The organism is Pseudolysobacter antarcticus (assembly GCF_004168365.1).
Taxonomy (GTDB): domain Bacteria; phylum Pseudomonadota; class Gammaproteobacteria; order Xanthomonadales; family Rhodanobacteraceae; genus Pseudolysobacter; species Pseudolysobacter antarcticus.
Window position 1 is genome coordinate 187,841 of sequence record NZ_CP035704.1, and the last position, 15,739, is coordinate 203,579.

Below are 15,739 nucleotides of genomic sequence, written 5' to 3' on the forward strand. Positions count from 1 at the left end.
TCAATCAAATCCGTTGCGAAAGATCACCAGTATGGCGGTATGGGTGGCTTGCATCGTACCGTTGAGACTGACCTGAGCGGTCACCGTGGGATCAGGTGTCGTCGTCAGCACCGTCACATCTAGCGTCCATGTAAGCGTGCCACCTATGGGCAAGCTCGGGACGGTCATCGATGCGCTACTGCTGGCAGGACAACTGGCTCCGCCGGCTGCCGAACAACTCAATGTCGCGTTGAAGGCATCCAACCCCGCAGATAATCCAAAATCGATTCCGACATTCGTTGCTGCTGCCGAGCCACTATTGCTCAATATCGCTGTGTACACGAGTGTCTCGCCGTAACTTGCGTAAGGTGCGCCAGCGCTGAGCGTCAGGCCCAGATTGGGTATGCCGCTGACGGTTGCCGTGCTAGTCACGGTAGCGGTGGCTGTGCCCGGCGCATTCTGTGTCAACGTTACGCTGACGGAAAAAGTACCGGGCGCCGTGTACGGGTGAGCGCCGCTGACAGCAAACGTTCCACTGCTACCACCTATTATGCCGGCCGTACTGCTCGATCCGTCACCCCAATTGATGCTTGCAGTGAAATCAGCCGACGTGCTCGCGGTGTAGGTATCCGTGAAATTTGCGATCGAACCGCTGAACGCGCTCCCGACAACTGCCGAGAAGGCTACCGATGTTCCTGACAGGGTATCCGACCGGGCAACTGAAAACGCCCCACCCACATACGACATAGTGTGAGATGTGTCGGTAGAGAGACCGCTGCAACTGGGGCCGTCGATCGTGTACGAACCACCCGCGGCGAGCGTCGGGGCGATGCTGGTGCCGCCGTTCACCGTCGTGCATGTGGCCGTCCCGGTAACGCCCGGCGTGGCCGGGTAGCTGAACGTCGGCGAGCCACCGTAGTTCTGACTCCCTGTCACGGTCACGGCGATGGTCGCAGGCGTCACGGTGAACGCTCCACCCACATACGAAATGCTGTGAGCCGCGTCAGTGGAAAGACCGCTGCAACCGGTGACCGCGAGCGCATAGCCCGTCGCAGCTGCGAGTGTTGAGCTGACCGCGGTCGGCGTTGTGATGCCGTTCCCGGTCACCGTCAGTCCGGTGCAACTGACCGTGCCGGTCACCGAGCCGCCACTGGCGGTATCGGTCAATGTGGGGCTCGATGAGCCATACGTCTGCGAACCGTTGACCGTGACTGTGATCGGTATGGTCGCGCCATCGACCTCGAACGCACCTGCGTCGCAGAACGTCGCGCTCACAGCCAGGCGGGGATGGCCGCGCTGGTCCGTTGACGGGCACTTCGCAGCAGCGACCGCGTGGTAGGCCGAGCTGCCGGACGTGATGGCCATCGTCTGCGTCGGCCCGCCGTTGGGGGCTAGGCTGCCGAGCCCGATCGCCGCCGCGGTGGAGGACACGTTCCCGGTCTCCCCGCTGAAGCATGTGCCATCGTCGGCGACGTTGTAGCCCTGGTCAGTTAGCATCGTGGACGAGTACACACACGAGTGGACCGTGCCGCTAACCTTATTCGCGTTGAAGAGGTTGCCGCTCAACGTCAACGTGTTGAAGCTGTTGTAGACCGCTGCTCCAGCTACGCCAGCAGTGTTGCCAGAGAAGGTGCTATTTCTGATGACCTGCTCGCCACCATAATTGGTGATCGCCCCTCCCCACTGACCCGCGACATTTCCGGAGAACGTGGTGTTGGTAACGTTCAACCACCCGGTGTTGTAGATGGCTCCGCCATACGTGTACTGATTCGATCCGTTCGCGGTGTTCCCAGAAAACGTGCTGTTCGTGATCGTGATGGTGGCAGCGCTGTTGAAGATCGCGCCGCCGTCCTCGTAGACATTGTCCGCGTGGTTTGAGGCAAAGGTGCTGTTGTCGATGGTTACCGTGCCGCCATTGGCATAGATGGCACCGCCACCGGAGTTGCCGCTGACTGCCGAGTTGTTCGAGAACCTGCTGTTGGTGACGTGGAGCGTGCTGCCGTAGGTCTGGTCGTAGATGGCGCCGCCTGAGTACGCTGAGTTCCCCGAAAAGGTGACGTTGTCCACCGTGAGCGTGCTCGGCGTCGTTCCGCCAAACGCTCCCGAGATGATCGCGCCGCTAGCGGCACCAGTGATCGTCGCGCCGTTCCCCTCGATCGTCAGGGTGATGCCCTGCGCCAGCGTCAGCGGCCCTGGGGTGGTGCCGTTGAAAGTGTAGGTACAGCCCCCGACGAGATCGATCTCAGCTGTTTGGCCAGTGGTTACTGCTGCAACCGCCGCCGCAAGCCCCGCCATGTCGCCCGTCGTCCCCGTGCATCCCGCGGTCACCGGTGTGACCGCCCACGCTATGCCGCCGCCCCACACCTGTGCCGCAAGCAACGCCACGACGGAGAGCGAAGTCAGATAAGACAGACGGAAGCGACGCGCGCGAACCACCTTCGACACATGCATTGGCTGCCCCAAGAACGATTAGTTGCGGTTTAAATGACTTTCGCGACCTCACCTGCCCCGAAGTACCGCTCTGCGAGCAACGGGAATGGCACGTGGTATTTTTCGGGAATGATTGTCCTCTCCCACCTAAGTTCCGTCCAGTCTTGGCGAAGAATTCTCAGCGAGATTCTGCCCGGCCCGTTTAGCCGAAGTCGCGGTAACCTGGGGAAACTCAGGCATTCTTTTTCGGCCAGGAACATAGCGCAGGATTCGGATCCTTTATGTCCTAGTGGCCAATGCCTCCTCAAACTCGGCGCTTGAATTGTTACCACCATATTCAGTCCAGCCCGTTATCACCATAATCAGACAAATTGGACTTTTTATGAGGCGGTGGCTAACTAATCGTGTGGGTGAAAGGATAGTTTGGCCACGATCGGAAAGCATAGTTTGGCCACGCCTAAGCGTACCCTCAGGTAATCGCCTCTTGGGAGCAGTCGCGACTCCAGTATCGCCAAGAATTGCCGACAACAACTTGCTGTTTCGAGCCTCGTGGGCGTAGTAGCGTCGCGAAGTGCGGGCGCGCAAAGCATCGGCTCATGCCGGACGAGCGCGTACATTTCATCCTACGTGGGTAATTGCAATTCAATCACTTACAATGCTTACCGTTCCGGTTCAGCGGCGTGCCCCGCCGCGAACCGTCCGCTCCAACCCGTTTTTAGGCCGTCATCATTGACGCACATAGCGCAAGTGTGTGGCGGTTGGACTATCAAGAACCCTGTCAATGCGAAACTGTGGCCCGGGCTCGCGCAGGTTCTCGAAGAGACGCCGCCCGCTGCCGAACAACACCGGTGCCAAGGCGATTTCCAACTCGTCGATGACACCCAGGTTCAGGTACTGCTGGATCACATCCGCTCCACCCGCGATACGAATATCACGACTGCCTGCGGATTCCCGAGCCAGCTCCAGGGCGTGCTCCAGCCCGTCATTGATGAAATGAAAGGTGGTGCCACCGGGGCGCGACCAGGGTTCGCGTTTCATATTGGTCAGCACATATACCGGTGTGTGAAACGGAGCCTCCTCTGGCCAGGCGCTCTCGCCTTGGTCGAACATTCGCTTGCCCATGATGTTGGCACCGATGCGCTCGCTTGTGCTGCGAACGAGGTCATTGACCGGGCCGGTATCTCCCCCGGGTCCGAGCTTGAGGAGGTTCTCGCGAAAGTGCTGTTGGTTGAATATCCAGGCCATCATCGCACCCCACTTGGCGCCCCAATTCTTGTACGCAGGATTCTGCATGGTCATTCCTTCCGGCGCCATGTAGCCATCAAGGCTAAGCCCAATGTTGACGAATACTTTGCTCATGATTCTCCTCTCGCATGTTCGGATGTCGGCCTAAAATTTTGAGATAATCGGCATGAACCGGCTTGCCGGACATGCCTGGTTGATTGAAGGGTTAGGCCGCTGGTTCATTGACCGCAGCCTTATAGACCGCGAGATCGCTAGTGGAGAAGCAGCAGAAGACAACTTCTTGAATCGATGGGCACACACTAAGAGCCGCGCGAACAGTACTTACTGCGACCATGGCAGCCAGCTCAATTGGATAGCCGTATATGCCGGTGCTGATGCTCGGAAAGGCAATGGATGTAGCTTGATTTTTTGCTGCAAGTTCTACTGCACGACGGTAGCAAGAAGCTAGAAGCTCGGGCTCATCGTTCGTGCCACCCCGCCAGACCGGACCTACTGTATGAATGATGTACTTAGCGAGAAGCCGATAGCCTTTGGTTAGCTTTGCTTCGCCGGTCTTGCACCCTCCCAGGAGGCGGCACTCGTGCACCAACTCTGGGCCGGCGGCTCGGTGAATTGCCCCATCAACGCCGCCGCCGCCCAAAAGCGAGGAGTTCGCTGCGTTGACTATGGCGGTGACTGACAACTTCGTGATGTCAGCTTGGATGACACTAAAAGTTGCAGGCATTTCTTAAGCGGCCTAACTTTTGAGCTATGCGGGCGCTGCCGCGAAAGTTGAAGTTTACCGCATGGAGTCGCAGCGATCCGCTTGACCGAATAGTAAAGTTACAAGGCTTTATGATCACCGATGCTAGAGACATGGGCCAAAACGGCCAAACTATGCTTTCACGCACAAATCGAAACAACTCTTTGATTGTGATGGTGGGCCCACGAGGACTTGAACCTCGAACCAACGGATTATGAGTCCGCTGCTCTAACCAATTGAGCTATAGGCCCGCGGGGCGTGCGATGGTCGCGATGCTGGCGCAGGTTGTTGCATCACACCCGGCGTTGCGCCGGATGGATCGTGTAGCGATGAATCGGCTGGATCGTGCGGAGCGATGATCCTTCAATCATCGCTCCGCAAACCCTAGTTTATTCGAGATCGAGGAAACTGCGTAGCTGTTCCGAACGGCTCGGGTGACGCAGTTTGCGCAGCGCCTTGGCTTCGATCTGGCGGATGCGTTCGCGCGTGACATCGAACTGCTTGCCGACTTCTTCCAGCGTGTGATCGGTGTTCATGTCGATGCCGAAACGCATGCGCAGCACTTTCGCTTCGCGCGGCGTGAGGCCACCGAGCACGTCGCGCACGGTTTCCTGCAGGCCGGTGCCGGTGGCGGCTTCGACCGGCGATTCGATACTCGTGTCTTCGATGAAATCGCCGAGATGCGAATCTTCGTCGTCGCCGATCGGGGTTTCCATCGAGATCGGTTCTTTCGCGATCTTGAGCACCTTGCGGATCTTGTCCTCGGGCATTTCCATCTTCACCGCGAGTTCTTCGGGCGTGGGTTCGCGACCCATTTCCTGCAGCATCTGGCGGCTGATGCGATTGAGCTTGTTGATGGTCTCGATCATGTGCACGGGAATACGAATGGTGCGCGCCTGATCCGCGATCGAGCGCGTGATCGCCTGACGAATCCACCACGTTGCATAGGTCGAGAATTTGTAACCGCGACGATATTCAAATTTGTCGACGGCCTTCATGAGGCCGATGTTGCCTTCCTGGATCAGGTCAAGGAACTGCAAGCCGCGATTTGTATACTTTTTCGCAATCGAGATCACCAGGCGCAGGTTGGCTTCGACCATTTCCTTCTTCGCGCGGCGTGCTTTCGCTTCGCCGATCGACATTGCGCGATTGATTTCCTTGATATCGGTGAGCGACAAAAACAGCGTCTGCTCGAGCGCGATGAGCTGTTCTTGTTCCTTGATGATTTCTTCGCGATGCGTGCGAATGCCGGACGACCATTTCTGCTTCTTGCGGATCAGTTCATCGGCAAAGGTGAGGTTGGTTTCGTTCGACGGAAACGCCTTGAGGAAATCCTTGCGCGGCATTTTTGCCTGCTTGATGCAGACGTCCATCATGATGCGCTCGTGCGAGCGGATGTTCTGCACCACGTCGCGCAACTTGCGCACAAAGCTGTCGATCATGATCGACGGCAGCTTGAGTTTAAGGAAAGCCTCGGCCATCTGGTCGCGGATCTTCTGCGCTTTCTTGTCGTCGAGGCCGGCCTTGGACGTGGCCTTCTGGAACTTGGTGTAGAAGCCGCGCAGTTCTTCCATGCGGTTGGCCACTTCGATCGGATCCGGGCCGGTATCGCCGGGCGCGGCTTCTTCGCCGTCGGCGGATTCTTCCTCGTCATCCTTCGCCACGGCTTCGCTGCTGTCGTCTTCGAGCAGCGCTTCGATCACTTCCGGCGGCGGTGGCGGCTCGATATCGAGGAAACCGGTCAGCACTTCGGACAAACGTTTTTTGCCTTCCTTGTGCTGGTCGAATTCTTCGAGCAGCAAATGGATCGACCACGGGAAACTCGCTAGCGAGGATTGCACCTGATTCAGGCCTTCCTCGATGCGCTTGGCAATCGCGATTTCGCCTTCGCGTGTAAGCAGCTCGACCGTACCCATTTCGCGCATGTACATGCGCACCGGATCGGTGGTGCGGCCGACTTCGGAATCCACCGCCGACAACACGGCGACGGCTTCTTCGGTCGCGGTTTCGTCATCGGTGGCGACCGGCGTTTCGGGCAGCAAGGTTTCGGTATCTGGTGCTACTTCATGCACCTCGATACCCATCTCGTTGATCATGCCGATGATGTCTTCGAGCTGCTCCGGATCGACGATGTCGTCGGGCAGGTGATCGTTGACTTCGGCGTAGGTCAGGTAACCCTGTTCCTTGCCTTTGATGATCAGCGATTTGATTTCGGATTGTTGCTGCGCGGGTGTTGTCTCGATCGCCATGGGATTCCGTAAGTAATATGCTGCTAACTAGAACCTTGCAGTATAGGCGGGGTGTCAAGGGTGACTTAACTGACTGAATTTACTGGCATCTGCGAAAAGCGGCCCTGTTGGCTGCGGCGCACGTTCGATGCTTGTGGGATGCACGTTATATGCAGACGGTTTCATCGCGCTTCAAGCCAGAACGTGACCGGGCCATCGTTTATCAGTTGCACCTGCATGTCCGCGCCGAACCTTCCGCACGCCACGTCGGCATGTCGGCTGCGCGCGAGTTCGACTAGGCGCGCGAACCAGCGCGCGCCTTCGTCAGGTGTTGCCGCGGCAGTAAAACCCGCACGCATGCCGCTGCGTGTATCCGCCGCCAAGGTGAATTGCGAAACCAGCAGCAGGCCGCCGTTGATATCGGCGAGCGAGCGATTCATGCGGCCGCTGTCATCGCCGAAAATGCGATAACCGAGCAGGCGTTGCAGGGTGCGCTCGACTTGCGCCTCGCCATCGCCCGGTTGCACCGCCACCAGCGCGAGCACACCGCGGCCGATCGCGCCGATGGTTTCGCCCGCGACGTCGACATGCGCTTCGCTCACGCGCTGGATCAGTGCAATCATCGTTTCGGTTTCCGCGTGGGTCTTCGATTGCTGCGGCGCCAGCAGCGAGAATAGTTCAGCGTCCTTCTTACAAACGTAAAACGACGCCAAAGACGGACAATGCTTCACAGCCGTTACAATAGTTGACCTTTTTTCGTGTGATCGCCATGCGCTGGCATATCGCCTTGCTGTACTTCCTGATTCGCAGTTGCGGGCGTTTGCCGTTGCGTATGCTGCATCGTCTCGGTGCCGGCCTCGGCTGGATTTTCTGGGTCGCGCACGGCAAGGAGCGGCGCATTGCCGGCCGCAATCTCGAACTGGCTTTTCCCGAGCTCGACCAGGCGCAACATGCCGCGCTGTTGCAACGCACGCTGGCCGAAACCGGCAAGTCGTTTCTCGAAGTCACCAAGGTCTGGTCGGGCGATGCACACGCCGCGCTCGGGTTGATCCGCGAGGTGCGCGGCGTGGAATTTTACGATGCCGCGCTCGCTGCAAAACGCGGTTTGATTATCGCCGCACCCCATCTCGGCTGCTGGGAGTTGCTGAACTTTTACCTGTGCAGTCGCGCGCCGATTGCTGTGGCCTATCGACCGCCGCGGCAGGCCGACCTAGAGCCGTTATTGCTCAAGGCGCGCGGCTCGCTGCAAGCCGAACAAGTGCGCGCGGAAGGCGCGGGCGTGCGCACCTTGTACAAGCGCCTGAGTGCGGGCGGCGTGGTCGGAATCTTGCCGGATCAGGAACCGAAACAGGGCGACGGCGAGTTCGCGCCGTTCTTCGGTGTGCGCGCATTGACGATGGTATTGGTGTCGCGTCTGGCACAACGCACCGGCGCCACGGTGCTGTTCAGTTTTGCCGAACGATTGCCGCGAGGTGCGGGTTATCGGCTGCATTTTGTGCCGGCGCCGACGGCGATTGCCGACGAGGATTTGAATACCGCCGCCGCGGCACTGAATCAAGGTGTGGAAGCGTGCGTGCGTATCGCGCCCGAGCAATATCAGTGGCACTACAAACGTTTTTCCGCGCGCCCGCCGGACGATCCGCAACGCTTGTATTGATGCTGCGCCTCGAAGGCCTTCGAGATCGCGCTGCCTAGCCATTGCTCGCTGCTGACACGCCTTGCATCACCGCAACTGGCGCGCCTTCCAGCGCATGGCATTCCCGCAAAAACGCCAGCACACGGATATTGAATTCCTCGCGTGCATCGAACGGTGTGCCGTGGCGCGAACCCGCGAATACGCTGATGCGACCGTTCGGCAGGCGTGCCGCGTAATCGTGTTTTTCCGCGAGCGGCGTGTAATCGTGTTCCGCCGCGACGATCAGCGCGGGGCAAGCGATGCGGGGCAAATGCTGCGCCGCGCTCCAGCCAATCAACGCCTTGATCGTCGCCAGATACGCACGGCGCGAATTGGCGCCGACCACGCTGACCACGCGCTCGCGCATTGGAATCTGGTGTTCATGTGGAAACATGCGCTTCGCCACGAGTGCCGCCGTGCGCCGCACGCCGAGCGTGCGCACGAGACCGATCTGCAGCTTTGCCTCCAGCCATTTTTTCCAGTGATCGATGCGATAGCTCGGCAGACTGTTCACCAGCACGAGCGCATGCACGCGGCGCGATTGATCTGCCGCCATCTGCAATGCCACTGCACCGCCGAGCGAAAATCCGACGATGGTGATTTCGGCGATATGCAGTTTGTCGAGCAAGGTCCACAAATCATCGGCGAATTGCTGGATCGAATACGCGCCACGCGGTTTGTCGCTGCGTCCAGAGCCACGCAGATCGGGCAGGATCAAATGAAAATGCGCGGCGAAATCCGGTTGCTGAAATGCCCAGTCGTCACCGCTCGATCCGAGGCCGTGGATCAACAGCAGCGGCGCGCCGGCACCACAGGTTTCGTAATGCAGCTGGATGCCGTTGATGGCGATAAGAGGCATGTATTCGAGCCAAACAAGATGTGGCGAAGTATATTGCCTGCGCCGCATTACTGCGCGCTAAACGACGTGGCGCGCGCTGCATCTGCGAGGCCGACGTAGACGTAGAATTCATCGGGTCAACCTGTAGAGTTGCGAGCGAATCCTTGGAGTGAGCGTATGCGTATCGTGTTTGTCGCCGCTATCTTATGCGCGACACAAAATGTTCTGGCGCAGGCCGAAACGTCGGCCGCGCCGCACAGCTACGCCGGCAATGCCTATGCGCTGGACGATCACCGCTTGCTGTTTCGCGAAGTGCATTATTTGAATGCAAGCGCGAGGGATCAGCGCGTCGTGGTCTATCAATGTCCCGATGGCAGCGTGTTCGCGCGCAAGCACGTGCGTGCCGGTGGCGATGCGCAGACGCCGGATTTCGAGCTCGACGATGCGCGTCTGGGCTATCGCGAAGGCGTGCGCCAAGGCGGCAAGGGGCGCGAGGTGTTCATGCGTCGCAGTAGCGATCAACCGGAAAATATGCAGCCGCTGCCACGCGAAAAAGACAGCGTGATCGATGCCGGATTTGACACGTTCGTGCAGCGTCACTGGCAAGAATTGCAGCATGGCGATTCGGTCAGCATTCCGTTTCTGGTGCCGAGCCGCATGCGCTTTTACGAGTTCAAGGTGAAGCGCATTTCGGAGCCTTCGGTCGGTCACGGCGAAATGCTGATCCGCCTCGCCATGGATAGTTGGTACAGCTTCGCGCTGCCGCATATCGATGTCAGCTACGACATCGCCACGCGCCAGTTGCTGCGCTTCGAAGGGCTGTTGAACATTCGCGGGGCGGACGGAAAAAATCTCACCGGGCGCGTCGAGTTTCCGCTCAGTGATCGCCATGCGACGGTCGATGCGAGCGAACTGGCGAAGGCTGAGTCGGCACCGTTGGTCAAGACTTGCGGCGCGCAGTAAGCGGACACAACGACCGTCCGCGGACAGTCCATCGCCGCGCTGGCAGAAGTTATTTTCATGCGGTCATGCAACCCAAGCGCCTGATTCTGCATCTATGTTCTCGTAATCGATGAAAGCCCGCGTTGTTGGCAAGTAGATTGCAACGCACCGATTACAAAGAACGCAAAGATCATCAAATCGGAGGATTGCCACCCATACGGCGATCCGGCGCCAAGGAAAAAGTCATGAACATGAAAATGCAATTGGTACGCGGAACGCTGGCGCTGGTGATGTTTGCGAGCCTCGGCGCATGGGCGGTAACACATCGTGTGGTAACGCCAAAACCGGCCTCGGTGTGGCTGCAGAAAACTGTCAAGGTCGGCCATGAAAGCGTGGTCAAGGTAATCCCAATGCGTATCGCGCGCACCGAGATCGCGCTGGTCGATACGAACGCGGAATAATCGCGTGGTTCTATTGCGAGGCGAGCAAATCTATCTCGTTTTCGCCGCAGAAAAATAACGCCGCGCACAATTCTTGTGCTGCGATAAGTGTACAAATAAACTTTGTCGCGTTTCTCGGCACGACGGCACTACGATCAAATGCGCGCCGTCATGCCGACATCGAGCCGCGCTCAGTTATTGCCGCCGAGGTCATGCACGCCACCGACCGAAACGCCATTAAACGCATATGTGCAGCCGCCGCTGAGGTTGTCGCGATACTTTAGGTTAGTCGCGGTCAGGTTGTAGCCGACCGTCATGCCTTGCACCTGGTTGGTGCTGAGCAAGGCGTTGGTGCCGATGATCGAATATCCGTAGGTAGCATCGCTGCTGATGTGATCGTTCGCCGAATAATTGTTGGCGACGTTGGAATTGCTGCCGCTGACCGAAATGCCAAACGCCGGATCGCCGGGCTGCGAAAACGTATTGAAAACGCGATTGCCGATGACCTGGTTGCCGGTACCGCTCACGCCGATACCGATCGCGGCATTGCCGCCGAACGATGCCGGTATGTTGGTATCGGTAACCATGTTGTCGCGTACCACGCAGCCGTCGCACAGAGCGGATATGCCGATGGTGTGACTGCGCTGCACTTTCAAATTGCTGATCAATCCGGATTTCGCGTTAGTGCCGCCGGCCGAACCGACATATACCGCCTGCGCAAAACCGACGATGGTGCCGTCCGTGATCGTGAAATATTTCTGCCCGACCACACTCACGCCGAATGTCGACATGTTGCCCGCGGCGTTGCTGCGCAGGGCATGGCCGTTCAAATCCAGCGTGACCGAGTCGGCGTTGACAAACACCGCAACGCCGTTCGATCCGGCCATGGTCAGATCCTGCGTGAGGCAATACACGCCCGCGCTGGACAGCGTAATCGGCAGCGCGCTGATGGGTGTGCAGTGATTCGATTCGGCAGCGGCAGGGCGCAACGACAACAGCAGGCCCGCGCCCAACAGCAATAAAGTGGCATGGATTTTCATGAAAACTCCTCGGTGGTTCGATTGATAAATCGCATCGCGATGGTGGCGAAAGAATTTCCGCTCACTTTCAAATACGCAAACTGCGGGGAAAACCGGGCGTGGCGTGGCGGCGCTTGTCGCCAGCGTCGCGCTGACGAATAATCGCGGCATGCTGCATGTCGTGTTGTACCAACCGGAAATTCCGCCGAACACCGGCAACGTGATTCGGCTTTGCGCGAATACCGGCGCGCGGCTGCATCTGATTCGACCGTTGGGTTTTGATCTCGATCACGCCAAGCTGCGTCGCGCCGGGCTCGATTACCACGAGTTCACCACGCTCGATGCGCACGATGATTTCGCCGCGTTTCTCACCGCCGTAAAACCGGATCGGGTATTCGCGCTGTCCACACGCTCTGCGACTTTATATACAAATACACAATTTCGCGAAAATGATGCGGTGGTATTCGGGCCGGAAACGCGCGGATTGCCGCAAGCCTTGCTCGACAGCTTGCCGCCGGAGCAGCGCTTGCGTTTGCCGATGCGGCCAGAGAATCGCAGTTTGAATTTATCGAACGCCGTGGCCGTGGTGGTGTTCGAAGCGTGGCGCCAGAGCGGATTCGCCGGCGGCAGCTAGGTTTCGTTACGCGAGTAGTCAGTGCGCGAGCGGCGCGGTGTATTCCGGTTTCTGCTGGCGCGCGAGCAAGGTTCGCAAACCTTCGGCAGGCGTGATTTCCTCGTGCAATACACGTTGCACGCCTGCGCTGATCGGCAGTTCAATCTGGTGTCGATGCGCGAGCCGCATCACTTCATCGACGGTCTGTACGCTCTCGACCACCTGGCCGATTTCGGCAATCGCATCGTTGAGCGAAGTGCCGCAACCGAGTGCGAGGCCGAGGCGGCGATTGCGCGACAAATCGCCGGTGCAGGTGAGCACCAGATCGCCGAGCCCAGCGAGGCCCATCAAGGTTTCCGCGCGCGCGCCGAGCGCCACGCCGAGGCGCAGCATCTCATTCAGGCCGCGCGTGATCAGGCCGGCGCGTGCGTTCAGTCCGAGCTGCATGCCATCGGCCACGCCGGTGGCAACGGCGAGCACGTTTTTCATCGCGCCACCGAGTTCGGCGCCGATCACGTCCGAGCCGGTGTAGGCGCGAAACGTCGACGCATGCAGTAGCGCGGCAACCTGTTGCGCAAACGCATGATCAGTGGAATGCACGGTGACCGCAGTTGGTAATCCCTGCGCCACTTCGCGCGCGAACGATGGCCCAGTGACGATGGCCGCGGCACGCTGTGGAAATTTTTCCGCGACCAGTTCGTGCAGGAAACGTCCGGTGCCGGGCTCGAAACCCTTGGTCGCCCAGGCGATGCCGACATCGGGCGCGAGATCGCTAGCGATCTGATCGAGCAAATCGTGAAACGCGTGACTCGGCGTAACAATCAATACCAGTTCGGCGGCGCGCACCGTGGCTTGCAGATCGCTGGAGATTTGCAGCGTCGATGGCAATTCCTGCTCGGGCAGATAACGCCGGTTGCGACGGGTCAACGCCATCTCGGCCATGGCTGCGGAATCACGACCCCACAAGGTCGTGGGGCCGCCATTGCGTGCGAGCAGGGCGGCGAGCGCCGTGCCCCACGAACCCGCGCCGAGCACGGCTATCGCAACACGCTGACTTGTGGTCATCGCCGATGCTCGCGCCGACGTGGGTTCGGAATGACTCAGGCGTTACCGATCACGCCGGTGCTTTCGCCGGCCTGCTGGCGACGCTGCTGTTCGGCGTACAACGCTTCAAAGTTGATCGGCTGCAGCAGGAAGGGCGGGAAACCACCGTTCTGCACCAGATCCGACACCGCCTGACGTGCATACGGGAACAACACATTCGGGCAATACGTGGCGAGCACGGTATCGCGGCTGGCATCGTCGAAACCGACCAGACCAAAGATGCCGGCCTGTTGGACTTCGGCGAGATACGCGGTTTTTTCACCGACGCTGCAGGTGACGGTAACGCTGAGGATCACTTCGAACGTGTTCTCGGCGATCGTGCCCACTTTTTGCGAAAGATTCAGCTGAACCTGCGGCTGGCCGGCTTCCTGAAAGATCTGCGGCGCGCCGGGCACTTCGAACGAAGCGTCTTTTATATAGACTTTCTGCAGGCTCAATTGGGCGTTGCCCTGCGGTTCTGCTGCGCCGTTGGTGGCGATGGTATCGACCATGTATTACTCCGGAATCTAGGGTGAAAAGGGCGCGGATTATCCCACGTCGCATGGCTTGGCGCACTGTTGCCGGCGGCGAGGGTGGTTTTATTGCGAATTGTTTGTTGCTTGCGGGTTATTGGCTGGTCGTCAAATATTGGCGGTCAGCCTTTTGTTTCAGCAACGTTGCGCCGCATGCAGGGTTTTCAACTGACGCATGAAAAATCTCCGTGCAGGTTCCGTCGAGATTATTTGACCACCGGCAGATCAGCCTGGCGCCACGCGGCGAGTCCGCCATCGAGCCAGTACACATTCTTGAAGCCGGCTTTCACGAGTCGCGCCGCCGCGGTAGCCGAGGTCTGGCCGGTCTTGCAACACATCGCGATCGGCAGCTCCTTGACCTTGACCAGATCTTTGCTTTCCGGATCGAACTGCGACTGCGGCACGTGTTTTGCGCCGACGATATGGCCCTGATCGAAATCCTGCTTGCTCGACATGTCGATCAGCAGCGCGTCGTTGCGATTGATGAGCTGGGTGAGGCCGCCGGGCGTCAGTGATTTGTAGCCGCGAAACAGGCCGGAAACTTCGTTGCTGATCAGGATGAACAACAAGGCGACAAGCAGCATCACCAGCAAATAATGGTTGCCGATGAATTCGGGAAGATGGTGCAGGATTTCAGTCATCGATCAGGCCATGAACGCGGCGCAGCGGCCGCAAGAGAGCGCGGATTATCCGCGAGCTGGCCGCCGGGCGCAAAGATTGCTATCGCGAATAGATCTTGAGGGCGTGCTGTGCTGCATTGATCCAGCTGTCGAAAAAGTCGGCGCACTGGCTCACGCAACCTTTCGCGACGCTTCGGGTACCTACACCACTTGCGCCAATCCAGCGGACTCGCTGGCGCGTGCGCCGGTTGCGAAAACTCACGGGAGGGAGAGATCGAACAATGAGGTTTCGCCACACACAACGCGTGTCGATCATGCTCGCGGGCATCGTGCTCTGGTGCGCCGGTTGCGCGTTTGCGTTCGCGCAAAAAACGGCGGATGCGCCCGCGTTGCGGCTGCCGGCCACGAATCTTTCCGCCGACGAAACCCACGCCCGCGCCAGTCAGTTGTTGCCGGCGCCCGGGTTCGCCAATGCTACGGTCGCGGTCAATCCGATGGCGGCGCAGGCCAAGCCGGTTGGCGAAAAAGTCTGCATCGCCTGCCATCAACTCGAGAGCGAGCATTTCACCCACACCCTGCATGCGCTCGGATTGCACGCGGCAGCTAAGGTCGATCCGAATATTCCCGTGTGCGAAACCTGCCACGGTCCGGGTTCTGCGCATGCGGCACAACCGAACAGCAAGGGTTTGATCATCGGTTTCACGCACGACTCCGGCACACCGATCGCGTTGCAAACACAGACCTGCCTGACTTGTCACCAAGGCGGCCCGCGTGATCACTGGGCCGGTTCGATCCATCAGCGCAACGAGTTGTCGTGCAGCGATTGCCATAACCCGATGGCGAAATTTTCGTCCGAAGGCTTGATGGCAAAAGCCTCGATCAACGATACCTGTTCGCAGTGCCACAAAGATGTGCGTTTGCAGTTCAACCGGCGCTCGCACATGCCGCTGCCGGAAGGCCAGATGAGCTGCGACGATTGCCACAATCCGCACGGTTCGCTGACCACGCCGCTGCTCAAGACCAACACCGTCAACGAGACGTGTTACCAATGCCACGCCGAGAAGCGCGGGCCGTTTTTGTTCGAGCACGCGCCGGTGCGCGAGAGCTGCTTAAATTGCCACACGCCGCATGGCTCGAATCAGGCCTCGCTGCTGCTCGAGCCGATCCCGTTCCTGTGCCAGCAATGCCACACCAACCAGGGGCATCCGAGCGAGTTGCAGACACCGCAGTCGCTGGCCAACGGCAAGCATCCCGATGAACGCCTGATGGGTCGCGGCTGCATCACTTGCCACGCGCAGGTACACGGCTCGAATGCGCCGTCAGGCCCGTTCTTCCACGAGTAGCGGGAACGC

At 59.2% G+C, this 15,739-nt stretch carries 15 protein-coding genes and 1 tRNA gene; 5 read left to right on the top strand and 11 right to left on the bottom strand.

Annotated features, from left to right (window positions below):
* The 6 genes from ELE36_RS00865 to dtd all read right to left on the bottom strand — a co-directional run bounded on the left by ELE36_RS00865 (position 1) and on the right by dtd (position 7,247).
* Complete coding sequence (locus tag ELE36_RS00865; protein WP_129831302.1) at positions 1-2,430, bottom strand: choice-of-anchor Q domain-containing protein; 2,430 nt, start codon at positions 2,428-2,430, stop codon at positions 1-3.
* 705 nt (positions 2,431-3,135) lie between these two features.
* Entirely contained in the window at positions 3,136-3,768 is a 633-nt protein-coding gene (locus ELE36_RS00870) for a dihydrofolate reductase family protein (RefSeq protein WP_129831303.1), read from the bottom strand.
* A gap of 91 nt (positions 3,769-3,859) precedes the next feature.
* The gene (locus ELE36_RS00875) at positions 3,860-4,378 is read right to left on the bottom strand and encodes an O-acetyl-ADP-ribose deacetylase (protein WP_129831304.1); all 519 of its coding nucleotides are present in this window, start codon (positions 4,376-4,378) and stop codon (positions 3,860-3,862) included.
* 192 nt (positions 4,379-4,570) lie between these two features.
* A tRNA-Ile gene (locus ELE36_RS00880) sits at positions 4,571-4,647 on the bottom strand.
* 138 nt (positions 4,648-4,785) lie between these two features.
* Complete coding sequence (gene rpoD / locus ELE36_RS00885; RefSeq protein ID WP_129831305.1) at positions 4,786-6,645, bottom strand: RNA polymerase sigma factor RpoD; 1,860 nt, start codon at positions 6,643-6,645, stop codon at positions 4,786-4,788.
* Between the two features lie 161 nt (positions 6,646-6,806).
* Positions 6,807-7,247 carry a D-aminoacyl-tRNA deacylase gene (gene dtd, locus ELE36_RS00890; protein WP_129831306.1) on the bottom strand — a complete coding sequence of 147 codons (441 nt, stop codon included), beginning with the start codon at positions 7,245-7,247 and terminating at the stop codon, positions 6,807-6,809.
* 146 nt (positions 7,248-7,393) lie between these two features.
* Between dtd and ELE36_RS00895 the strand changes: the two genes are divergently transcribed.
* Positions 7,394-8,281, top strand: coding sequence for an LpxL/LpxP family acyltransferase (locus tag ELE36_RS00895; RefSeq protein WP_129831307.1), 888 nt, complete (start codon positions 7,394-7,396; stop codon positions 8,279-8,281).
* Between the two features lie 34 nt (positions 8,282-8,315).
* Here the strand turns inward: ELE36_RS00895 and ELE36_RS00900 are convergent, their stop codons facing one another.
* On the bottom strand, positions 8,316-9,158 hold the full coding sequence (locus ELE36_RS00900; protein ID WP_165371416.1) for an alpha/beta fold hydrolase: 843 nt from the start codon (positions 9,156-9,158) through the stop codon (positions 8,316-8,318).
* Positions 9,159-9,314: 156 nt separating this feature from the next.
* Here ELE36_RS00900 and ELE36_RS00905 point away from each other — a divergent pair, with 156 nt between their 5' ends.
* Positions 9,315-10,100, top strand: a complete 786-nt coding sequence (locus tag ELE36_RS00905) for a hypothetical protein (protein WP_129831309.1) — start codon at positions 9,315-9,317, stop codon at positions 10,098-10,100.
* 224 nt (positions 10,101-10,324) lie between these two features.
* Entirely contained in the window at positions 10,325-10,540 is a 216-nt protein-coding gene (locus ELE36_RS00910; protein WP_129831310.1) for a hypothetical protein, read from the top strand.
* Positions 10,541-10,710: 170 nt separating this feature from the next.
* Here ELE36_RS00910 and ELE36_RS00915 read toward each other — a convergent pair whose 3' ends face one another.
* Positions 10,711-11,559, bottom strand: coding sequence for a hypothetical protein (locus ELE36_RS00915; RefSeq protein ID WP_129831311.1), 849 nt, complete (start codon positions 11,557-11,559; stop codon positions 10,711-10,713).
* A gap of 148 nt (positions 11,560-11,707) precedes the next feature.
* Here ELE36_RS00915 and trmL point away from each other — a divergent pair, with 148 nt between their 5' ends.
* Positions 11,708-12,172: a tRNA (uridine(34)/cytosine(34)/5-carboxymethylaminomethyluridine(34)-2'-O)-methyltransferase TrmL gene (gene trmL / locus ELE36_RS00920; protein WP_129836527.1), complete on the top strand. Its 465-nt coding sequence runs from the start codon at positions 11,708-11,710 to the stop codon at positions 12,170-12,172.
* 18 nt (positions 12,173-12,190) lie between these two features.
* Here trmL and ELE36_RS00925 read toward each other — a convergent pair whose 3' ends face one another.
* The 3 genes from ELE36_RS00925 to ELE36_RS00935 all read right to left on the bottom strand — a co-directional run bounded on the left by ELE36_RS00925 (position 12,191) and on the right by ELE36_RS00935 (position 14,408).
* A complete protein-coding gene (locus ELE36_RS00925; RefSeq protein ID WP_129831312.1) occupies positions 12,191-13,216 on the bottom strand; it encodes an NAD(P)H-dependent glycerol-3-phosphate dehydrogenase in 1,026 nt (341 codons plus the stop codon).
* Positions 13,217-13,251: 35 nt separating this feature from the next.
* Positions 13,252-13,746: a protein-export chaperone SecB gene (gene secB, locus ELE36_RS00930; protein WP_129831313.1), complete on the bottom strand. Its 495-nt coding sequence runs from the start codon at positions 13,744-13,746 to the stop codon at positions 13,252-13,254.
* 227 nt (positions 13,747-13,973) lie between these two features.
* A complete protein-coding gene (locus ELE36_RS00935) occupies positions 13,974-14,408 on the bottom strand; it encodes a rhodanese-like domain-containing protein (RefSeq protein ID WP_129831314.1) in 435 nt (144 codons plus the stop codon).
* 260 nt (positions 14,409-14,668) lie between these two features.
* Between ELE36_RS00935 and ELE36_RS00940 the strand changes: the two genes are divergently transcribed.
* The gene (locus ELE36_RS00940) at positions 14,669-15,730 is read left to right on the top strand and encodes a DmsE family decaheme c-type cytochrome (protein WP_129831315.1); all 1,062 of its coding nucleotides are present in this window, start codon (positions 14,669-14,671) and stop codon (positions 15,728-15,730) included.
* Positions 15,731-15,739: the final 9 nt, after the last annotated feature.